The organism is Gallaecimonas pentaromativorans (assembly GCF_003751625.1).
In the GTDB taxonomy this organism is placed as follows: Bacteria; Pseudomonadota; Gammaproteobacteria; order Enterobacterales; family Gallaecimonadaceae; genus Gallaecimonas; species Gallaecimonas pentaromativorans.
Map to the genome: position 1 here is coordinate 24,067 of NZ_RJUL01000005.1, position 20,230 is coordinate 44,296.

Genomic DNA, 20,230 nt, shown 5'->3' on the forward strand with positions numbered 1-20,230 from the left:
ATTTTCCATGAGCATGACCAGCGCTGATATACGTGACGCTTTCTTGAACTTCTTCAAGGACAAAGGCCACCAAATCGTGCCTTCCAGTTCCTTGATCCCGGCCAATGACCCCACCTTGCTGTTTACCAATGCCGGCATGGTGCAGTTCAAGGATGTTTTCCTTGGCTCCGACAAGCGTCCCTACAGCCGAGCCACCAGCTCCCAGCGCTGCGTTCGCGCCGGTGGTAAGCACAACGACCTGGAAAACGTCGGTTACACTGCCCGTCACCACACCTTTTTCGAAATGCTGGGTAACTTCAGCTTCGGCGATTACTTCAAAGAAGGCGCCATCCAGTATGCCTGGGAGTTTTTGACCGAGGTGGTCAAGCTGCCCAAAGAAAAGCTCTGGGTCACCGTGTACGAAACCGATGACGAGGCCTATGACATCTGGGCCAAGGACATCGGTGTGCCGACCGACCGCATTATTCGCATCGGTGACAACAAAGGCGCGCCTTACGCCTCTGACAACTTCTGGTCCATGGGCGACACCGGCCCTTGCGGCCCTTGTACCGAGATCTTCTACGATCACGGCGAGCATATCTGGGGCGGCCCTCCGGGAACCCCGGAAGAAGATGGCGACCGTTACATCGAGATCTGGAACATCGTGTTCATGCAGTTCAACCGTCATAGTGATGGCCGCATGGACCCGCTGCCCAAGCCCAGCGTCGATACCGGCATGGGCCTGGAGCGCATCAGTGCCATCTTGCAGCATGTGCATTCCAACTACGAAATCGACCTGTTCCAGCACCTTATTAAAGCGGCGGCTGGCATCATCGGCACGACCGACCTGGAAAACAAGTCACTGCGGGTGATTGCCGACCACATCCGTAGCTGCTCCTTCCTGGTGACCGACGGCGTTATGCCGTCCAACGAAGGCCGCGGCTATGTGCTGCGCCGCATCGTGCGCCGTGCCGTGCGCCACGGTGCCCAGTTGGGCGCCAGCGAGCCCTTCTTCTACAAGTTGGTGGCGGCCCTTGGCGAGGTGATGGGCGATGCCTATCCCGAACTCAAGGAAAAGCAGGCCATCATCGAAAAAGCCCTGCTGATGGAAGAAGAGCAGTTCCGTAAAACCCTGGAGCGTGGCCTGAAACTGCTAGACGAAGCCCTAGCAGAAATTGACGGTACCGTCATTCCCGGCGACGTGGTGTTCAAGCTTTATGACACCTACGGCTTCCCGGTGGATTTGACCAACGACGTGGCCCGTGAGCGCGGCCTGACCCTGGACGAAGCCGGGTTTGAGACCGCCATGGAAGCCCAGCGCCAGCGCGCCAAGCAGGCCTCCAACTTTGGCGCCGACTACGGCAGCCGCCTGAGCCTCGATTGTGAGACCCAGTTCTCCGGTTACGACGGGGTCCGTGACGTATCCCCGGTGGTGGCCCTCATCAAAGAGGGAGAAGAAGTGCAATCGGCCCAGGCCGGTGACCAAGTACTGGTGGTGCTGGAGCGCACGCCTTTTTACGGCGAGTCCGGCGGCCAGGTGGGTGACACCGGCGAGCTGAGCAGCGACGGCGTGCGCATTGCCATCAGCAACACCACCAAGAATGCCAATGCCTTTTTGCACCACGGTAAGGTGCTGGAAGGTAGCGTCAGCCTGGGCGACAAGCTCAAAGCCGAGGTGGATAAAACCCGCCGCGACGCTATTCGCCTCAACCACAGCGCCACCCACCTGGCCCATGCCGCCCTTCGTAAAGTGCTGGGCGAACATGTGACCCAAAAAGGCTCGCTGGTGGACCCTGAGCGCCTGCGCTTTGACTTTGCCCATTTCGAAGGGGTCAAGGACGCCGAGATCGTTGAGATTGAGCGCCTGGTCAACAACGAAATCCGTGCCAACCACGCCGTTACCACCCGCCTGATGCAAATCGACGAGGCCAAGGCCGCTGGCGCCATGGCGCTCTTTGGCGAGAAGTACGACGACGAAGTGCGTGTGGTGCAGATGGGCGATTTCTCCACCGAGCTTTGTGGCGGTACCCATGTCAGCCGTACCGGTGACATTGGCCTCTTTAAAGTGGTGTCTGAAGCCGGTATTGCGGCCGGGGTGCGCCGTATCGAAGCGGTGACCGGTGAAGGTGCCCTGGCCTGGCTGCAAGGCCGCGAGCACATGGTCGGTAGCCTGGCTGCCAGCCTCAAGACCGACGTCGCTGGCCTGCCCGAGCGTTTCGCCCAGCAGCTGGATCGCACCAAGCAGCTGGAAAAGGAACTGGAAAAGGCCAAGGCGCAACTGGCGGCTCAAGCCGGCGCTGCCCTTGCCGAGCAGGCCGAGGAGCTTGGCGGCATCAAATTGCTGGTTGCCGAGATGCCCGGCGCCGACCCCAAATCCCTGCGCGAGCTGGTCGACAAGCTCAAAGACAAGCTGAGTGGTGAGTCGGTGGTGGTGCTTGGCGTACCTGGCGACGACAAGGTGAGCCTCATCGCCGGTGTCTCCAAAGGCCTGACCGCCAAGGTCAAGGCTGGCGAGCTTATCGGCATGGTTGCGGCCCAGGTGGGCGGTAAGGGCGGTGGCCGCCCTGACATGGCCCAGGCCGGCGGTAGCGACGTTGCCGCCCTCAAAGGCGCCCTGGCCTCGGTTAAGGACTGGGTACAGGCACGGCTCTAAATGGCCTTGTTGGTTCAGAAGTTCGGTGGCACCTCGGTCGGCTCCCTGGTGCGCATCGAAGCCGTCGCTGAACGTATCATCAAGAGCCGTCGGCAGGGCCACGACCTGGTGGTTGTGGTCTCTGCCATGAGCGGCGAAACCAACCGCCTTATCGCCATGGCTCAGGCGTTGTCGCCTGAGCCAGACCGGCGCGAATTAGATGTACTGCTGGCCACCGGTGAGCAGACCACCATTGCTCTTTTGGCCATGGCCCTCAAGGCCCGCGGCCAGCCAGCCATTTCCCTGACTGGCGACCAGGTCCGTATCCATACCGACCATCGTCACGGCAAAGCTCGCATCGAGCATATCGACACCACTGTTATCAACCAAGCACTGGCTCGCGGCCAGGTGGTGATTGTGGCTGGCTTCCAAGGCCGAGGCCCCGATAACGCTATTACCACTCTGGGCCGTGGCGGCTCCGATACCACGGCGGTAGCCCTGGCGGCGGCGCTCAAGGCCGAGGAGTGCCAAATTTTTACCGATGTAGACGGCATCTACACCACAGACCCACGGCTCGAACCCAAGGCGCGGCGCCTTGAATACATTGATTTCGAGTCGATGCAGGCCATGGCGGCCCTGGGCGCCAAGGTGCTGGAGGTGCGTTCGGTGGAGCATGCCGGGCGCCACAAGGTAAAACTCAGGGTATTGTCGAGCTTTGCCGAGCATAGCGCCGGTACCTTGATGACTTTTGACGAAGCGGCCCCACAAGGGATCAGCGGTATTGCTAGTTGTCTGCAATCGGTGCTGGTGACCATAAAAGGGCTGACGGCGAACAGCGAGCAGGCGCGGCGTCTGCTTGAGCCCTTGGGTGATGCTGGTATCGACGTGGATATACTCTGCAGCACTGATGATGCGAGTAATGGCCTAGTTTTTACTGTACCCTTGGGCGACTTTGGCCAGGCCCTCCCCATGCTACAAGCCAGTGCAGCAGCAATGGGGGAGCTCGACGTTTTACATCGGCAGGACGTGGCCAAGGTGTCTGTTATTGGTAATGATGTTGGCATCAGGTCCGATATCGCCACTATCACCTGTGGGGCGTTATCTGATAAACAGATAGAGGCGCGGCATTTCCTTACCTCGGCCAGGCGTCTAACCTTGATTCTGGCGCAGCAGGACATGGTGCAATCGGTAAGAATTTTGCACCAGACCCTGATAGGTCCGTAGTTCGGATAATGACCTGCAGGTGAATGTTCGGCCAATTTTCTTGAGGTTCAAGGGGTTGGCTTTATACTAAGCTACGAATGAAGCAATTTGAGCGGCTTTCATTGCAAGGAGCAAAGCGATGTTGATTCTGACTCGCCGTGTTGGCGAAACTCTGATGATTGGTGACGAAGTCACCGTGACTGTACTAGGCGTTAAAGGTAATCAGGTACGTATTGGTGTTAACGCACCTAAAGAAGTCTCTGTTCACCGTGAAGAGATTTATCAACGTATCCAGGCTGAAAAGGATCCCGAAGACTCGAACGGTAATTATTGATCGCTTCCTTCGCTGTCGATTCCTGTTAACGGCAACCTTTTCAACAAGGTTGCCGTTTTTCTATCCGCTTTGTTTAAAGGCTGCGCAACCAACCCGGATGTCCGGAAAAAGTGTTTGACTTGCCAAGTCGTTCCGGTAGTATTCGCATCCGTCGAGGTGAGGTGGCCGAGAGGCTGAAGGCGCTCCCCTGCTAAGGGAGTATGGGTCAAAAGCCCATCGGGGGTTCGAATCCCCCCCTCACCGCCATCGACGCTTCAAGATGCGACCATAGCTCAACTGGATAGAGTACCTGGCTACGAACCAGGCGGTTGGAGGTTCGAGTCCTCCTGGTCGCGCCATCTTGAAATGTGTTGAATAGCGCTTACCCTTGGTAAGCGTTTTTTGTCTGAAGAATGCGACCATAGCTCAACTGGATAGAGTACCTGGCTACGAACCAGGCGGTTGGAGGTTCGAGTCCTCCTGGTCGCGCCATTCAGATAAAAAACACCCAAACTTTGCGACCATAGCTCAACTGGATAGAGTACCTGGCTACGAACCAGGCGGTTGGAGGTTCGAGTCCTCCTGGTCGCGCCATCTTTAGAAAAACCCGCTTACTGAGCGGGTTTTTTGCGTTTGCGATCCCGGCTGTCAGCCACAGGCTTGATGCGCTGTCTGTAACGGCCTCTACTGGTTTGTCTCCGTCGATGCTTGCCTAATGACTTCTTTTGTCTTTCATGATGTTAGAGGCGTTTTCTGGGGCGCTGAGCGGGCTCGCTCCTTAGCCATGTTCGGTCAGATGGATCATTAACGTCATAAAGCCAATCAGCAGGGCGCTGATGGCGATTATCCAATAAAAGCCGATACGGCCCTTAGCAAAAGGGATGTGGAAGTAGCGCATCACCAAATACCAAACGATGCACAGCAGTAGTGGAACAAGAAAGAGTCGGCTCATAATGCACTGATAAAAAAGGGCGATAAGCCAAAAGCTTACCGCCCTTGTTGGCCCATGGCACCAGTTTAGGCGCTTTGGGCGTTTTGTGGCAGTGCCTGGGTCCGGCTCATGTCCACCTGCTGCTCGCTCTTGCCCACCACCAGCGCAACCATCATGTCGCCGGTAACATTGGTGGCGGTGCGCATCATGTCCAGCACCCGGTCAATGGCGGCGATAAAGGCGATACCCTCCAAAGGCAGGCCAACGGCGTTGAGAGTAACGGTGAGCATCACCATGGCGGTGCCGGGCACGCCAGCGGTGCCTACCGAGGCGAGGGTAGCGGTCAGGGCAATCATCAGGTACTGGGTCCAATCCAGGGTAATACCGTAGATGTGGGCGATAAAAATGGCGCTGATGGCCGGGTAGATACCGCCGCAGCCGTCCATGTTGATGGTGGCGCCCAGCGGCAACACAAAGCTGCTGTATTTGGGCGACACATGGAGGTTTTCGGTCACCACCTTGGTGGACATGGGCAGGGTGCCGTAGCTTGATGAGGTGGTGAAGGCCACCATCTGCGCCGGGAACACCGCCTTGAAAAACCGCAGCGGGCTAAAGCCGGCCAGTTTCACCAGGCCGCCATACACCACGAAGATATGAATAAGGCAGGCAATGTAAATCGCCGCGACAAATTTGGCCAGCGGCAGCAGCGCGGCCAAGCCGTAAGCGCCCACTACCCAGGCCATCAGCCCAAAGACGCCGATAGGGGTAAGCTGGATGACAAAACGGGTGATCTGGAACATCACCTCGCTGCCGGCCACGGCAAACTTACGCACCGGCTCGGCCTTTTCTCCCACCACATTGATGGCGATACCCACCAGGGCGGCAAAGACGATGAGCTGCAGGATGTTGCCATCGGTCATGGCTTTGATAGGGTTGGCAGGCAGGAAGTCCAGGAACACCTGGCTGACAGAGGGGATATGTTTGGGGGTAAAGTTGCCTGGAAGCAACTGCTTGCCAAAATCCCAGTTAAAGAGGCTGCCTATGGCCATGCCCAGTAGGGAGGCGATAAGGGCGGTCAGCAAAAACAGCCCGATGGTTTTCAGACCCAGGCGTTTAAGGTTGTCGCCGCCGCCCATGGCGGTAACCGAGCTGATGATGGCAAATAGCACTAATGGCACCACCAGCATTTTTATCAGCCGGATAAAGGCGTCACCCAGGGGTTTGAGGTAGTCGGCCTTCTCACCCAGCACAACCCCGGCCAGTACCCCCAGCGCAAAGCCTGCCAGTACCTTTTGCCAGAGGGGAATTCGGTTCCATAGCGCAAACATTTTGTTCCACCCTTTGTTATGCCCAAACATAGGCAAAGGAGGAATAGTAGGGAAATCAGGGGGTAGAGGACAATTCGCTTAGGTTCTAAGCTAAGAACCCTTTTCTCAAAAAGGCCGATTTTACGTGATCGCCCTCGCAAAGATTTTGCATCCAGGGGGGGTCACAGATTACGCTTAGCCACTTGGTAACAGCCAGCCGGGAGTTGCCTTGTCTTCAATCTGGGCCTTAGATTGTTGCAAGCCTGGCACAAATGGGAAGGTTTTCTTTGCTCAATCAGTTGCAACGCCGTCTTGACGATCTGGCGGCCCAGAATGCATTGCCCCTGTTGTTTACCCCCAAGCGCGGTGTAGAGCGGGAAGCGTTGCGGATCACGCCCCAAGGTGACATGGCCGTTTCTGCTCATCCCCAGGCGCTGGGCTCTGCCCTGACCAACGAATTTATCACCACCGACTTTGCCGAAAACCTGCTGGAGTTCATCACCCCGGTCACCGATTCGGTGGAGCAATTGATGGCGTCGCTGAACGACATCCACGTCTTTACCCTCAAGCACCTGGGGCAAGAGCGGCTCTGGCCGCTGTCCATGCCGTGCTATATCAGCGAACCCGACGCCATTCCCCTGGCCAACTACGGCAGCTCCAATATCGGCCGTATGAAGCGGGTATACCGCGAAGGCCTGAAGAACCGCTACGGGCCGGTCATGCAGCTCATTGCCGGTGTGCACTATAACTTCTCCCTGCCGGAGGACTTTTGGGCCCACTGGCAGCAGGGCAGCCAGTCCGACGCTTACATGGGTTTGCTGCGAAATTATCGCCAACTGGTGTGGGTATTGCCTTACCTTTTTGGCGCCTCGCCGGCGCTGTGTAACTCCTTCCTTGGCGGGCGTGAGCACCATCTGCCGTTTGAAAAAAGCGCGACCGGCAGCCTCTATCTGCCTTATGCCACCTCGCTACGTTTGTCGGATCTGGGTTATACCAGTTCGGCCCAAGCCGGGCTTCGTATCGACCACAACAGCATCGACGGCTATATTCGCGATCTGCGTGCCGTTATTGCCACCCCCAGCGACGAGTTTGCCAAAATCGGCGTGAAGGTTGACGGCCAGTATCGCCAGCTCAACGCCAACCTGCTGCAAATCGAGAACGAGCTTTACGCGCCCATCCGCCCCAAACGGGTGAGCGAGAGCGGCGAGAAGCCCTCCGAGGCCCTGGCCCGTGGCGGCGTGCAGTACATCGAAGTGCGGGCCCTGGATGTCGACCCGTTCAGCCCAACCGGGGTTGATAGCGACACCGTGCGCTTTATGGATATCTTCCTGCTGGCCTGCCTGCTACTGGATGCCGAGCATTTGGATAACACCCAGTGGAGCGAGAACCTGGCCAACTTCCAAGCCACGGTGCTGGAAGGGCGCAAACCCGGTTTGCTGCTCAAACGCAAAGGCCAGCCCCTGGCCATGGCCGACTGGTTTGCCGAGCTGATGCCGGTTTGGCAGCGCATTGCCGAAGGTCTCGATGCCCAGCAAGGCGGCAGCGCTTATCAAGACAGCCTGAACGTGCAGCGCCAGAAGATTAGCGACTCGTCCCTTACACCATCAGCAAGGCTGCTGGCAGCCATGAACAGCAGCACTGATGGCCGCCTGGGGGTAGCGCTTGCCGACGCCCACCGCAGCACTTTGCTGGCGAGCCCCTATCAGCGTTGGAGCGAGGCCTTCTTCGAGCAAGAAGCGGCAAGGTCCCTCGCTGCCCAAGCGCAGCTTGAGGCCAAGGACGAAGTGCCCTTCGATGACTTCCTGGCCGATTACTTCCATAGCGCCAAAGCCGGCGTCGCCTGATAAAAAAGCCCCGCAACTGCGGGGCTTTTTTATGCCAGGGCCTGAGCCAGGTCTTCTTTTAGGTCTTCCACGTCTTCGATACCCACCGACAAGCGCACCAGGCTATCGCTAATGCCAAGGGCCAAGCGCTCTTTTACCGGAAAGGAGCCGTGGCTCATCTGGGCGGAGATATTGATCATGCTCTCCACGGCGCCGAGGCTATCGGCCAGCACGAAGTAGCGGCAGCGCCGGGCAAACTCTTCGGCCTTTTGCTGGCTCTCGAGCTCAATGGTAATCACGCCACCGTAGCCGTCGCTTTGCTTGTCGTGCACCGCTTTGCTGGCGGCATCGGCAAAGCCTGGGTAGTACATCTTTTTGACCGCCGGGTGATCTTTAAGCCACTCGGCCAGTACCCGGGTGTTGGCCTCGATGGCCTCCATACGCAGCCCAAGGGTGCGCATGCCGCGGATAAGCAGGAAGCTGTCCTGTGGCCCGAGGATGGCGCCTATGGTGTTTTGCAGGCGCTTGATACGCTTACCGTAGATATCGTCGCGGGTGACCACCAAACCTGCCATCAGATCGGAATGGCCGCCCAGGTACTTGGTGGCGCTGTGAATAACGATATCGGCGCCATGGGCCAGGGGATTTTGCCAATAGGGGGTGGCAAAGGTGTTGTCTGCCACCAGGGGAATATCGTGGGCTTTGGCTATCTCAGCCATGGCGGCGATGTCGGTGACTTTTAGTAGCGGGTTGGACGGCGTTTCGATGTAAAGCATCTTAGTCCGCTGTGTGACTGCCGCTTTGACCGCGGCGCTGTCGCTGGCGTCGACAAAACGAATGGCCACATTCATTTGGCTCAGCACCTGCTCAATAACCCTGAACGTACCGCCGTACAGATCGGCACAGATCACCAATTCATCGCCGCTTTTGAGCATCATCAGCACAGTGGTAATGGCCGCCATGCCGGTGGCAAAGGCAAAACCGCGCTGGCCGCCTTCTAAGTGGGCAATGAGCTCTTCGAGATTCTGGCGGGTCGGGTTGCCGCCACGGCTGTACCGGAACGCGCTGTCGTTACCGATATGGGTAAAGGAGCTGCTCTGGTAGATGGGGGGGCTGATGGAGCCCATGGCATCATCATGGTGGTGACCATGAATAAGGGCGGTTTTCTTGCGCATCCTGGCCTCGGTCTTGCGTTAGGGTGCTAACAGCATACCGATAAAAAAAGAGGAGGCCAGTGGCCTCCTAACAGGAAAGATGTCATGAAAAAGAAAGTTTGCTGCTTTCACTAAATCTGAGTGCCAGCAGCCAATAAAGTTCCGGGCCGCTATTGCCGCCCGTTCAGTTATGTCTCAGGCACAAATCACGGGCAAAAAAAGAGGAGGCCATTGGCCTCCTTACAGGGAAAGATGTCATGAAAAGAAAGTTTGCTGCTTTCACTTCATCTGATTGCGTCTGGCCGGAAAAGTTCCGGTAGCCTGTTGCTGGTGATTCAGCTAAATGCCAGGCAAAAAAAGGAGGCCATAAAGGCCTCCATCCAGGGATATGACATGAAATATTTGCTGCTTGCGGTAAGTTAGAGGCAGTTGCCTTGAGAAAGTTCGCCGGTTCTGGCAACTTTTTTGCGAATTTATTGGAAGATGTTGTTAATGAAGAGATTTCTATGGCTTTTGCCGGTACTTATTCTTGCAGGTTGCGCCACAGCGCCCCCTACGCACCCTGATAACCTGTGTTCCATCTTCAAGGAAAAGGACGATTGGTACGACGCTGCCATGGACGTACAAAAAAAATGGGGAGTACCGCCCCATATCCCGTTCGCCATGCTTTATCAGGAGTCGAGCTTTCGCCACGACGCCCTGCCGCCCCGCGATTACCTGCTGGGATTTATCCCCTGGGGACGGGTCTCCAGCGCCTACGGCTACGCCCAGGCTAAGGAAGATACCTGGCAGGATTACATGCGCGAGACTGGCAACTGGGGCGCCGACCGCGACGACTTTGACGACGCTCTGGATTTCATGGGCTGGTTTATCGACAAAACCCGCAAGCTCACCGGGGTGTCCAAATGGGATGCTTACGGCCAGTATCTTGCCTACCACGAAGGTTGGGGCGGGTATAACCGCAAGAGCTACAACAAAAAGCCCTGGCTGAAACAGGTGGCCCGCAAGGTGGAAAGCCGTGCCAAAACCTTCTCCAAGCAGTACTGGCGCTGCAAGGACGACTTGAAAAAAGGTTTCTGGGATTGGTTCTAAGGGATAATAAAAAGGCCGCGGTTGCGGCCTTTTGGGTCAGTCTTTTTTGAACTGCGGCAGAATGCGCGCCGTTTTGACCATGTTGTCCTTCACATCCATGATCTCCAGCGGGTAGCCCGCCAGGCGGATGGAAATATTGGCCTCGGGGATCTCCTCTAAATGCTCGAGGATCAGGCCATTGAGGGTCTTGGGGCCATCGGTGGGGAAATCCCAGTTCATTTCCTTGTTCAGCTCGCGAAGGGAAATACCCCCTTCCACCAGATAGGAGCCATCAGGCTGAGGCACTATTTCCTCGTGGGCCGAAGGCGCCTGATCGGTGGTGAAGTCGCCGACGATCTCCTCAAGGATGTCTTCAAGCGTCACCAGGCCCTGAATATCGCCGTATTCGTCCACCACCAGGCCGATACGTTCCTTGTTGCGCTGGAACTTTAACAGCTGCACGTTAAGGGGCGTGCCTTCGGGGATGAAGTAAATTTCCCGCACCGCCCGCAGCAGCGCCGACTTGGTGAACTGGTTTTTCGACAGCAGTCGCAGGGCGTCGCGGGCATGCACAAAGCCGACGGCATCGTCGATGTTGTCTCGGTACAACAACACCCGGGTATGCTGGGCGTGGGTAAGCTGTTTGACGATGGTGCTCCAGTCGTCGTTGATGTCGATGCCCTTGATGTCGGAACGGGTGGTCATTACGTCTTCGACCTGCACCTTCTCAAGGTCGAGGATGGACACCAGCATGTCGCGGTGGCGCCTTGGGATCATGGCGCCGGCTTCGGCCACCACGGTGCGCAGCTCTTCGCTTGAGAGGCTATCGCCGCCGCCGGTACTGGGGCGGATGCGCAGCACAGCCAACAGACCATTGGATATGCCGTTAACTACCCATACCAGGGGGTAGAACACTTTCAGCAGCACCTTGAGGATAATGGACGCTGGAAAGGCCACCTTTTCCGGATAGAGGGCGGCCAGGGTCTTGGGGGTGACTTCGGCAAACAGCAATACCACTAAGGTCAGTGCAATGGTGGCCAGCAAGATCCCCAGGCCACCCATCAGGCGTTCGCCAAGGATGGTGGCAATAGCCGAGGCACCGATGTTGACCAGGTTGTTGCCGATAAGAATGAGGCCGATCAGGCGGTCGGGGCGTTCCAGCAGTTCGCTGGCACGCTGGGCACTACGTTGGCCTTCCTTGGTGAGATGCCGTAACCGATAACGGTTAAGCGACATCATGCCGGTTTCAGAGCTGGAGAAAAACGCCGAAAGCAGGATGAGTACCACGAGGGTAATAACTAAGGTACCCGTCGATATGTCGTCCAAAAGGGGTGTCCTTTAAAAATACAGGAACACCCATTTTACTACGCGAAGGGGGGGCTGTGATCAAGACCGCAGTATCACTTCCTGGACAAATCGGCTGCCAAAGTAGGCCAATGTCAGTAAAAACGCCCCTGCAAGGCAAGCCCACACCGCGCCTTTACCCCGCCAACCATGGCGATAATGGGCATAAAGAGCGCCGGCATACACCACCCAGGCCATCAGCGACAACACCGTTTTGTGGGCGGTCGCCTTGGCGAACATGGCGCCGAGGAACACAAAACCGGAACCCAGGGCCAGACTCAGCACAATCAAACCCACCAGCATCAGCTGGAACAGCTGGCGCTCTACCGTCATCAGCGGCGGCAAGAAGGCGGGCAGGGCAGAGAGGCGGCGCGATTTGAGCTGGCGGCGGATAAAGGCCATTTCCAGGGCGTACAACGCGGCGATCACCATGATGGCATAGGCAATCAGGCTAAGGGTGATGTGCACCACCACTTCCGGTTCGGTGCGCAGGTGCAGCATCCATTTTACCGGTACCAGCCAGGCGGCCAGCACCACCAGAGAGGCAAAACCATGGACGATGGGCATCAGCTGCAACACCGGCAGGCGCACCGCCGCTGAGGTCATCAGCATCACCACCACCCAACTGGACATGGACGCCACGTTCACTACCCCGAGGTTTTCACCGTCCCCGGTGGTAATGAGGATCATCAGGCTCGCCAGGTGAGCCCCGGCAGCAGCAAAGCCTAAGGACACCGTATGCACGCGGTTGGGGCCTGTGTGTGCGAACAGGCGGCTGGCGGCCAAAATGGCAGACAGGGCGTAAAGCACAGCGGCAAGCAGGGAGAAAATTGAGGTCAGCATGGCCTGAAACGATTCCTTTTTATGAAGGACCATTCTACGGGACGGCTTTTGTAAAAGTGAATAGCGGTGTTTCGGACTGACCCGGTGTTTGGGGTATACTGCCGAGCAGTTACGCATCCTGGGATAAAGCATCGATGTTTGAGAATCTTTCCGACAGGCTTACACGCACCCTGAAAAACATCAGTGGCCGCGGCCGTCTGACCGAAGACAACATCAAAGATACCCTGCGCGAAGTGCGCATGGCGCTGCTGGAGGCCGACGTGGCCCTGCCAGTGGTGCGCGACTTCGTGGCCAAGGTCAAAGAGCGGGCCCTGGGGGCTGAAGTTACCAAATCCCTGAGCCCGGGCCAGGTCTTTATCAAGATTGTCCAAAGCGAGCTCGAAGCCGCTATGGGCGAGGCCAATGAGGCCCTCAACCTGGCGGCCCAGCCACCGGCGGTGGTGCTGATGGCCGGCCTGCAAGGTGCCGGTAAAACCACCTCGGTCGGTAAGCTGGCTCGCTTCTTAAAAGAACGCCACAAGAAGAAGGTGATGGTGGTCAGTGCCGACGTCTACCGTCCGGCCGCTATCAAACAGCTCGAAACCCTGGCCAATGAAGTGGGGGTCGCCTTCCACCCCTCTGATATCTCCCAAGACCCGGTTGCCATTGCCAAGAGCGCCATCGACGCGGCCAAAAAAGGCTTCTATGACGTGCTGCTGCTCGATACCGCCGGCCGCTTGCACGTCGACGGCGAGATGATGCAGGAAATCCAGCGCCTGCACAGCGCTGTGAATCCGGTAGAAACCCTGTTCGTGGTGGACGCCATGACCGGCCAGGACGCCGCCAACACCGCCAAGGCCTTCCACGAAGCCCTGCCGCTGACCGGCGTTATCCTCACCAAGGTCGACGGTGACGCCCGTGGCGGCGCCGCGCTTTCCATCCGCACCATCACCGGCAAGCCCATTAAATTCCTGGGGATGGGCGAGAAATCTGACGCCCTCGAGCCCTTCCACCCCGACCGGGTGGCCTCACGTATCCTCGGCATGGGCGACGTACTGTCGCTGATTGAGGAAGTGGAACGCACCGTCGACAAAGACAAGGCCGCCAAACTGGCTGAAAAGGTCAAAAAGGGCAAAGGCTTTGATCTCGAGGACTTTCGCGAACAGCTCGAGCAGATGAATAACATGGGCGGCATGATGGGCATGCTCACCAAGCTGCCGGGCATGGGCCAGATCTCTGAGCAGATCAAAGGCCAGATGGACGACAAGATGACCAAGCGCCTGGGCGCCATCATCAGCTCCATGACCCCTGGCGAGCGCCGCACTCCCGACATCATCAAAGGCGCGCGCAAGCGCCGCATCGCTGCCGGCGCTGGTGTGGAAGTGCATGAAGTGAATAAGCTTTTGAAGCAGTTCACCCAAATGCAGAAAATGATGAAAAAGATGTCCGGCAAGGGCGGCATGATGAAGATGATGCGCTCAATGAAAGGCATGATGCCACCTGGCGGCATGCCCAAATTCTAAGCCGTAAAAAAAGGTGGCCTGGGCCACCTTTTTTGTTTCTTTGCCCCCTTCGCCGCCTTTTCTTGCAAAAGCGAGCAATCTGAGTAAAATTGCCGGGCTTTACAGCATGGGTCCCCTCGTGGGCCCGCCATTCACTTGTATCAACCAAGAGGACGGTATGGTTACCATTCGTTTGGCACGTGGCGGCGCTAAGAAGCGTCCGTTCTATCAAGTTGTCGTTGCTGACAGCCGTTACTCCCGCGACGGGCGTTTCATCGAGCGCGTTGGCTTCTTCAACCCTGTAGCCCGTGGCCAGGAAGAGAAACTGCGTCTGGACGTGGATCGCATCACTCACTGGGTTTCCCAGGGTGCTTCCATGACCGATCGCGTTGCTCAACTGGTTAAGAGCAACAAGGCTTAATAGCCTTAAGTTTTTCGGTAGAGGTAAGGGCTTTTCATGGAAAAGATCACTGTTGGCAAGCTCGGCGCGCCTTACGGCATCCGAGGTTGGGTAAAAGTGAATTCCTTCACCGATGACCCGGAAAACATTTTTTCCTACCAACCCTGGCTCTTGGGCCGTGATGGGACCTGGCAGGAAACCGGCATCGTCAAATGGCGACGCCACAACAAGGGCCTCGTTGTGCTCTTGGACCAAATTACCGATCGCAATGGCGCCGAGCTTCTGAACGGCCTGGACATCGCTGTCCCCGCCGAGCAGCTGCCGGAGCTTGCTGAGGGTGACTTCTACTGGCGCGATCTGGAAGGGCTCCGCGTGGTAAACCTCCAGGGTTACGACCTTGGCCAGGTAGACCATCTGATGGAGACCGGCTCCAACGACGTGCTGGTGGTGAAAGCCAACAGCCGCGACAGCTTTGGTCAACGTGAACGATTGATCCCCTTCGTCATGGATCAGTTCATTAAAAAGGTCGACACCGATACCGGTGTCATCGAAGTGGACTGGGATCCCAGCTTCTGATGAAGCTGGCGATAGTGACCCTTTTCCCTGACATGTTTCGGGCATTGACCGATCATGGCGTGATGGGAAAAGCCATCGACAAAGGTTTATTGCAGCTGGAGTGTATTAATCCTCGTGATTTTACCTCCGACAAGCATCGCACCGTGGACGACCGGCCTTATGGCGGCGGCCCCGGTATGCTGATGAAGGTCGAACCGCTGCAAGCCGCCATTGCTGCCGCCAAAAGCGCAGCGGGCGAACAGGCTAAGGTGGTCTATCTTTCCCCCCAGGGGCGAAAGCTTGACCAACACGGCGTCCGAAGCCTGGTCCAGGCCAAAAACCTGGTCCTGGTGTGTGGCCGCTACGAAGGCATAGACGAGCGGGTGATTGAATCACTGGTGGACGAAGAATGGTCCATCGGCGATTACGTCCTCTCCGGTGGGGAACTCCCCGCCATGGTACTGATTGATGCGGTTGCCCGGCTGGTGCCGGGGGTACTGGGTCATGAACAGTCCGCCGAGGAAGACTCCTTCGCGACGGGGCTACTTGATTGCCCCCACTACACGCGACCGGAAGTCCTTGACGGGCAAAAGGTACCGGATGTGCTTTTGAGCGGTGACCACGAAGCCATCCGCCGCTGGCGCTTAAAAGCGTCACTGGGGCGGACTTGGCAGCGGCGTTCGGATCTGCTGGACAACCTAGCTCTGACTGACGAGCAGGAAAAACTTCTTGCTGAATTTATCCGCGAACAGGCGGATCACAGTTAAGTCTCAGTTACACCTAGGGAACTTGAAATTATGAGCAACATCATCAAGCAACTTGAAGACGAGCAGCTGAAACAGGACGTCCCCGCTTTTGCACCGGGCGATACCTTGGTTGTTTCCGTCCGTGTTAAAGAAGGCGATAAAGAGCGTCTGCAGGCCTTTGAAGGCGTGGTTATTGCTATCCGTAACCGCGGTCTGCACTCTGCTTTCACCGTTCGTAAGATCTCTAACGGCGAAGGCGTTGAGCGCGTATTCCAGACCCACAGTCCTCTGGTCGCTAAGATCGAGGTCAAGCGTCGTGGTGACGTTCGTCGTGCCAAGCTGTACTACCTGCGCAGCCGTACCGGTAAGGCCGCACGTATCCGCGAGAAGCTGACCACCAAGTAATGGTCGCTGTATAAAGCTGAAAGCCCCGCCACCTGGCGGGGCTTTTTTGTGTCTGATATTCCGCTTGGCTCTCCCCTTTTCCTCGCTGAATCCACCAAGACGTTCAATCCAGATTGTTTTTCATCCTATGACGCAGGTCACTTTCCGGCGCCTCTGGTGTCGGTATGAGCTGTTGTTCTCTCTTTTTAAATCGTATACGGTATTTTTTATTCGCTTTGTTGGCGGCGGCGCAATGGCCTGGTAACGGCCCTGCTTTTAGCGGCGCCCCAAAGCGATGCTGGCGACTTCATTCATATAAAAACAACGCGTTAGGATTTCAGTTATGACAGAGCCCTCTTCCCGCCGCCTACCCAATGCCCTGGAGATCTCGCTGCTGGCCCTGGCCATCATCGGGGTGATTTTCCTGTTCGTCCATGTGCTGGAGATGGCCATCCAACTGGCGCTGCTGGGCTGCTGGTTTGTGATGTTGGGCTTTGGTAAATACCTCAAGCTCGATTACGGCCGCATGCAAGACGGTATTACTGCCGGCATTAACCAGGGCATGGATGCCATTTTGGTGCTGATCGCCGTTGGCGCCCTCATTGGCAGCTGGATGGCCGGTGGCATCGTGCCCAACATCATCTACCTGGGGTTGTCGGTGATGGACCCCAACATCTTTTTGATGGCGGCGTTTTTTATCTGCATGATCACCTCCCTTGCCACCGGCACCTCCTTTGGTACCGCCGGTACCGCTGGGGTAGCGATGATGGGTATTGGCGCCGGTTTTAACTTCCCCATGCCGTTGGTGGCGGGGGCGGTGATCAGCGGCGCCTACGTGGGCGACAAGCTCTCGCCGCTGTCTGATACCACGGTCATGACCGCCTCCCTGTGTAAAGTGGGGCTTATCGACCACGTAAAATCCATGCTCTACGTGGCGGTGCCGGCAGTGACCCTCAGCGGTTTGCTGTTTTTGCTGGTGGGCTTTCAGTACGGCCATGGCGGCAGCGTCGGCCGGGCTACCCAGGTGATGGAAGCGCTGGCTGGGCAATATCAAATTGCTTGGTACATGCTGCTGCCAGCGCTGGCGGTGATCGCCATGCTGGTGATGAAGTTGCCGTCAGTGCCGGTGATTTTCTTTGGCGCCGTGCTGGGGGTGGTGTGGGCTTGCCTGTTCGAGCAGATGCCGCTGGTGGCGGCCATCAAGACCCTCTACGAGGGCAACCACATTCAATCAAGCCTCGATTTTCTCAATATCCTGCTTAACCGCGGCGGCATTGTCTCTATGCTGGAGGTGATCATGCTGGTGATGCTGGCCCTTGGCCTTGGCGGCCTGATGGAAGTCACCGGGGTGCTTGCCACCATCTCCAACGGCCTGCAGCGCTGGGCCACCAATCAGGGGCGCTTGGGGCTGTCCACCATCTTTGCTGGCTTCTTGGGGAACTTCCTGGGGGGCGCGGCCTATGTGTCGCTTATCACCGCTACCACTATTACTGCCAAGAACTACGACAAGCTGGGGGTGGACCGGCGGGTGCTGTCTCGTAACACCGAGGCGGGCGGCACAGTCACCACCCCGATGATCCCCTGGACCGATGGCGGCGTCTTTATGGCCACCACCCTGGGGGTAGCCACCACCGCCTACCTGCCGTATTTGTGGTATCACTTTATCGGGCTGTCGATTTCCATCTTCTATTGCTACGCCAACATCTTTTGCTTCGATAAAAAAAAGAGCAAAGATGAGGCGCCCGAGGCTGCGCTGGAAGCGGAATAAAAAAGGCCGGGTTCTACCCCGGCTTTTCATTTTTTGGCAATCCTTGGCAAACACACTGTATAAAAGCCCGAGGCGCCAGGCAGTAGGCAGTGCAGCGGGTATATAGTATAATGTTTGCCTAAGCTTGTTACTTATACCGCACCTAGATAAGCCTATCCTCTTTCGTGCCAGCACCGCGCTTTGCAGAAACCGCCGTTAGGCTTCGGAGCCAATATGTCATCAATTGTGGTCAAGACCCTGTCCGAACAGGCCTACGAGATCTTGCGCGAACGGATCCTGTCGAATGACATGGCCCCTTCCAAGCCGATCCGCCAGGATGCCCTGTCCAAGGGCTTGGGGGTCAGCAAGATCCCGCTGCGAGAAGCGCTGACCCGTCTCGAACACGACGGCCTGCTGATCTCGCACCCCAACCGGGGCTTTTTGGTCCGCCCGCTGACCATAGACGAAGCCGAAGATGTGTTTCACCTGCGCATGACGGTGGAGCCAGAGGCCGCTGCCGACGCCTGCAAAGTTGCAACCGACGAAGAGCGTGCCTATGCCGAGCAGGTGTTCATCAAGCTACGCGCCTTGTCGGATGAGTGCTCTCCCGATGCGGTGTCCATCAACCGCCAGTTCCACCTGGCGCTGACGGCCCCGGCCAAGCGTAGCGTCACCCAGAACGTACTGCTCAAGCTGCACTTGCTGTCCGAGCGTTACGTGCGCAAGCACCTTGAGCCACCCAATCGTGAAGAGAGCGCCTTCCACGAGCATCAACTGATCTTTGATGCCTGGATGGCCCGCGACGCCAAGCTGGTCAAAAAGCTCATCAAAGACCACACCAAAGGCACCCTGGACGATCTGCGCCAGCAGCTCCAGGCCGAATAAGCCAAAAAGCCAACCTCCGGGTTGGCTTTTTTTATGGCGCCAAAACGCCGCTGTGGCAGGTTCTGTGGTGCGTTGCTCACTTCGTATTTTATATATAGTATACGGAATAAGGTTCTCAGGACGACGGAGCAGAAGGTGCCCAGTATTGCGATCATCGGTGGCGGCGTAGTGGGCCGCTGCTGTGCCTTTCACCTGCAAAACCGCGGCTTTGATGTCACGGTGCTGGACGACGATCCGGCCCTGGCGGCGCCGTCTTGGAATAACGCCGGCCACATTGCCACCGAGCAGCCGGCGCCCCTGGCGTCCATCGCCGCCATCCGCTCGGCCCCTGGTCGCCTGTTTCGGGTAGGGGGCGCCCTGGATTTTGATTTCTCCGCCCCCGGCATTTATCGCTGGATCTGGCGCTACCTTAGAGCCGCTACCCCTCGCCGTTTTGCCAAAGGCAAGGCCGCCCTTGGCGCCCTGGTGGCCAATGCCGACAAGGCCTGGGCTGCCTTGGCCGAGGAGCTGGGCGAGCCGGCCTTGGTGCAAAACGCCGGGCACTGGGTGCTGTGGGAGTCGTCCAAAAGCGCTACCAAGGGCTTGCAGCACTGGCAGCAGGCCGATATTGGCACCGCTGCCTTTGCGCCGCTTTCTCAAGAAGCGCTGGAAGTGCTGGAGAAAAAAATAACCGAGCCGCTGCAAGGGGGCATCGCCTTTACCGGCACCGGCCAGGTTGCCCGCCATCAAGCTTTGGCCAAGGCGTTAAAAGCCGCCTTTATCGCCCGGGGTGGCCAGTGGCTGAGCCAAAGCGCCGCGCCGCTGGTTATCAAGGAGGGCAGGGCGACGCTACCCGGCGGGGCGGACTTTGACAAAATCCTGGTATGCGCCGGGGCCGCTTCGGCCAGAGTGCTGGCCAGTATCCACCCTGGGGTGCCGCTGATGGCCGAGCGCGGCTATCACATCGAAGCCGACTGCGACGACAGCCTCTGGCCTGCCGGTTTGCCGCCGGTGGTGTTTGAAGACCGCTCCCTGATAGTGACCCGCTTTGGCGACCGGCTGCGGGCCTGCAGCTTTGTGGAGCTGAGCTCCCTTGATGCCAAACCCGACCCGCGCAAATGGCAGCAACTGCTGCGCCACGCGGCCGAGCTCGGCCTGCCTTTTGCCCATAACCTCAGCCAGTGGCACGGCGCCAGACCGACCCTGCCCGATTACCTGCCGGCCATGGGCCAGAGCGACAAAGCCAGCAATCTCTTTTATGCCTTTGGCCACCAGCACCTGGGGCTGACCCTGGCGCCGGCCACCGCGACTTTGCTTGGCCAGTTGCTAAGCGGCGAAAAAATGGCGCAGCCCCTGGCGCCTTTCTCGCTTGCGCGTTTTGGCTGCTAGGCCAATAAAAATGTGGCCTGGCTCAGATTTCACCAAGCTGTCACAGATAACGGCTTGAACCAAT

18 protein-coding genes and 4 tRNA genes are annotated in these 20,230 nt (G+C 57.6%); 17 read left to right on the forward strand and 5 right to left on the reverse strand.

The annotated features are described in order from the left end of the window. The first annotated feature begins 7 nt into the window (after positions 1-7). The 7 genes from alaS (at position 8) to EDC28_RS10050 (ending at position 4,721) form a co-directional block, all read left to right on the forward strand. Positions 8-2,632 (forward strand): alanine--tRNA ligase, encoded by a 2,625-nt coding sequence (gene alaS, locus EDC28_RS10020; protein ID WP_123421507.1) that lies wholly within the window; start codon positions 8-10, stop codon positions 2,630-2,632. Next, on the forward strand, positions 2,633-3,835 hold the full coding sequence (locus EDC28_RS10025) for an aspartate kinase (protein ID WP_123421508.1): 1,203 nt from the start codon (positions 2,633-2,635) through the stop codon (positions 3,833-3,835). Positions 3,836-3,953: 118 nt separating this feature from the next. Beyond that, entirely contained in the window at positions 3,954-4,148 is a 195-nt protein-coding gene (gene csrA / locus EDC28_RS10030; RefSeq protein ID WP_050658295.1) for a carbon storage regulator CsrA, read from the forward strand. Between the two features lie 155 nt (positions 4,149-4,303). Continuing rightward, positions 4,304-4,394, forward strand: a tRNA-Ser gene (locus EDC28_RS10035). 15 nt (positions 4,395-4,409) lie between these two features. Next, positions 4,410-4,486, forward strand: a tRNA-Arg gene (locus EDC28_RS10040). A 56-nt stretch (positions 4,487-4,542) separates the two neighbouring features. Continuing rightward, positions 4,543-4,619 (forward strand) — tRNA-Arg (locus EDC28_RS10045). 25 nt (positions 4,620-4,644) lie between these two features. Then, positions 4,645-4,721, forward strand: a tRNA-Arg gene (locus EDC28_RS10050). 184 nt (positions 4,722-4,905) lie between these two features. Here EDC28_RS10050 and EDC28_RS20130 read toward each other — a convergent pair. Both EDC28_RS20130 and EDC28_RS10055 read right to left on the reverse strand, forming a co-directional pair. Continuing rightward, positions 4,906-5,079, reverse strand: a complete 174-nt coding sequence (locus EDC28_RS20130) for a hypothetical protein (RefSeq protein WP_170164085.1) — start codon at positions 5,077-5,079, stop codon at positions 4,906-4,908. 65 nt (positions 5,080-5,144) lie between these two features. Continuing rightward, positions 5,145-6,386, reverse strand: coding sequence for a dicarboxylate/amino acid:cation symporter (locus EDC28_RS10055; protein ID WP_123421509.1), 1,242 nt, complete (start codon positions 6,384-6,386; stop codon positions 5,145-5,147). 266 nt (positions 6,387-6,652) lie between these two features. Here EDC28_RS10055 and gshA point away from each other — a divergent pair, with 266 nt between their 5' ends. Beyond that, on the forward strand, positions 6,653-8,209 hold the full coding sequence (gshA, locus tag EDC28_RS10060) for a glutamate--cysteine ligase (protein WP_050658297.1): 1,557 nt from the start codon (positions 6,653-6,655) through the stop codon (positions 8,207-8,209). 29 nt (positions 8,210-8,238) lie between these two features. Here gshA and EDC28_RS10065 read toward each other — a convergent pair whose 3' ends face one another. Then, positions 8,239-9,363: a trans-sulfuration enzyme family protein gene (locus tag EDC28_RS10065; protein ID WP_123421510.1), complete on the reverse strand. Its 1,125-nt coding sequence runs from the start codon at positions 9,361-9,363 to the stop codon at positions 8,239-8,241. A gap of 471 nt (positions 9,364-9,834) precedes the next feature. On the opposite strand from EDC28_RS10065, the gene EDC28_RS10070 reads away from it, so the two are divergent. Beyond that, on the forward strand, positions 9,835-10,434 hold the full coding sequence (locus tag EDC28_RS10070) for a transglycosylase SLT domain-containing protein (RefSeq protein ID WP_050658299.1): 600 nt from the start codon (positions 9,835-9,837) through the stop codon (positions 10,432-10,434). Positions 10,435-10,470: 36 nt separating this feature from the next. Here the strand turns inward: EDC28_RS10070 and EDC28_RS10075 are convergent, their stop codons facing one another. Beyond that, complete coding sequence (locus EDC28_RS10075) at positions 10,471-11,739, reverse strand: HlyC/CorC family transporter (protein ID WP_050658300.1); 1,269 nt, start codon at positions 11,737-11,739, stop codon at positions 10,471-10,473. Positions 11,740-11,799: 60 nt separating this feature from the next. Then, complete coding sequence (locus EDC28_RS10080; protein ID WP_170164086.1) at positions 11,800-12,600, reverse strand: cytochrome C assembly family protein; 801 nt, start codon at positions 12,598-12,600, stop codon at positions 11,800-11,802. A 134-nt stretch (positions 12,601-12,734) separates the two neighbouring features. Here EDC28_RS10080 and ffh point away from each other — a divergent pair, with 134 nt between their 5' ends. The 8 genes from ffh to EDC28_RS10120 all read left to right on the forward strand — a co-directional run bounded on the left by ffh (position 12,735) and on the right by EDC28_RS10120 (position 20,166). Then, positions 12,735-14,102 carry a signal recognition particle protein gene (ffh, locus tag EDC28_RS10085; RefSeq protein ID WP_050658302.1) on the forward strand — a complete coding sequence of 456 codons (1,368 nt, stop codon included), beginning with the start codon at positions 12,735-12,737 and terminating at the stop codon, positions 14,100-14,102. A gap of 157 nt (positions 14,103-14,259) precedes the next feature. Then, positions 14,260-14,502 carry a 30S ribosomal protein S16 gene (rpsP, locus tag EDC28_RS10090; protein WP_050658512.1) on the forward strand — a complete coding sequence of 81 codons (243 nt, stop codon included), beginning with the start codon at positions 14,260-14,262 and terminating at the stop codon, positions 14,500-14,502. Positions 14,503-14,538: 36 nt separating this feature from the next. Beyond that, the gene (rimM, locus tag EDC28_RS10095) at positions 14,539-15,057 is read left to right on the forward strand and encodes a ribosome maturation factor RimM (RefSeq protein ID WP_050658303.1); all 519 of its coding nucleotides are present in this window, start codon (positions 14,539-14,541) and stop codon (positions 15,055-15,057) included. Next, a complete protein-coding gene (trmD, locus tag EDC28_RS10100) occupies positions 15,057-15,803 on the forward strand; it encodes a tRNA (guanosine(37)-N1)-methyltransferase TrmD (RefSeq protein ID WP_050658304.1) in 747 nt (248 codons plus the stop codon). The genes rimM and trmD overlap by 1 nt, the downstream gene beginning before the upstream one ends. Positions 15,804-15,833: 30 nt before the next feature. After that, positions 15,834-16,187, forward strand: coding sequence for a 50S ribosomal protein L19 (gene rplS, locus EDC28_RS10105; protein ID WP_050658305.1), 354 nt, complete (start codon positions 15,834-15,836; stop codon positions 16,185-16,187). Between the two features lie 322 nt (positions 16,188-16,509). Then, positions 16,510-17,934 (forward strand): Na+/H+ antiporter NhaC, encoded by a 1,425-nt coding sequence (gene nhaC / locus EDC28_RS10110; protein ID WP_123421512.1) that lies wholly within the window; start codon positions 16,510-16,512, stop codon positions 17,932-17,934. Positions 17,935-18,147: 213 nt separating this feature from the next. Continuing rightward, complete coding sequence (locus tag EDC28_RS10115) at positions 18,148-18,798, forward strand: GntR family transcriptional regulator (protein ID WP_050658307.1); 651 nt, start codon at positions 18,148-18,150, stop codon at positions 18,796-18,798. 135 nt (positions 18,799-18,933) lie between these two features. Next, the gene (locus EDC28_RS10120) at positions 18,934-20,166 is read left to right on the forward strand and encodes an NAD(P)/FAD-dependent oxidoreductase (protein ID WP_244946571.1); all 1,233 of its coding nucleotides are present in this window, start codon (positions 18,934-18,936) and stop codon (positions 20,164-20,166) included. Positions 20,167-20,230: the final 64 nt, after the last annotated feature.

What these genes read in the sequence shown, in the direction of transcription:
- alaS (WP_123421507.1), top strand. Translation starts at nt 8, where the DNA reads ATGAGCATGACCAGCGCTGATATACGTGACGCTTTCTTGAACTTCTTC.
- EDC28_RS10025 (WP_123421508.1), top strand. Translation starts at nt 2,633, where the DNA reads ATGGCCTTGTTGGTTCAGAAGTTCGGTGGCACCTCGGTCGGCTCCCTG.
- csrA (WP_050658295.1), top strand. Translation starts at nt 3,954, where the DNA reads ATGTTGATTCTGACTCGCCGTGTTGGCGAAACTCTGATGATTGGTGAC.
- EDC28_RS20130 (WP_170164085.1), bottom strand. Translation starts at nt 5,079, where the DNA reads ATGAGCCGACTCTTTCTTGTTCCACTACTGCTGTGCATCGTTTGGTAT.
- EDC28_RS10055 (WP_123421509.1), bottom strand. Translation starts at nt 6,386, where the DNA reads ATGTTTGCGCTATGGAACCGAATTCCCCTCTGGCAAAAGGTACTGGCA.
- EDC28_RS10065 (WP_123421510.1), bottom strand. Translation starts at nt 9,363, where the DNA reads ATGCGCAAGAAAACCGCCCTTATTCATGGTCACCACCATGATGATGCC.
- EDC28_RS10070 (WP_050658299.1), top strand. Translation starts at nt 9,835, where the DNA reads ATGAAGAGATTTCTATGGCTTTTGCCGGTACTTATTCTTGCAGGTTGC.
- EDC28_RS10080 (WP_170164086.1), bottom strand. Translation starts at nt 12,600, where the DNA reads ATGCTGACCTCAATTTTCTCCCTGCTTGCCGCTGTGCTTTACGCCCTG.
- ffh (WP_050658302.1), top strand. Translation starts at nt 12,735, where the DNA reads ATGTTTGAGAATCTTTCCGACAGGCTTACACGCACCCTGAAAAACATC.
- rpsP (WP_050658512.1), top strand. Translation starts at nt 14,260, where the DNA reads ATGGTTACCATTCGTTTGGCACGTGGCGGCGCTAAGAAGCGTCCGTTC.
- rimM (WP_050658303.1), top strand. Translation starts at nt 14,539, where the DNA reads ATGGAAAAGATCACTGTTGGCAAGCTCGGCGCGCCTTACGGCATCCGA.
- trmD (WP_050658304.1), top strand. Translation starts at nt 15,057, where the DNA reads ATGAAGCTGGCGATAGTGACCCTTTTCCCTGACATGTTTCGGGCATTG.
- rplS (WP_050658305.1), top strand. Translation starts at nt 15,834, where the DNA reads ATGAGCAACATCATCAAGCAACTTGAAGACGAGCAGCTGAAACAGGAC.
- nhaC (WP_123421512.1), top strand. Translation starts at nt 16,510, where the DNA reads ATGACAGAGCCCTCTTCCCGCCGCCTACCCAATGCCCTGGAGATCTCG.
- EDC28_RS10115 (WP_050658307.1), top strand. Translation starts at nt 18,148, where the DNA reads ATGTCATCAATTGTGGTCAAGACCCTGTCCGAACAGGCCTACGAGATC.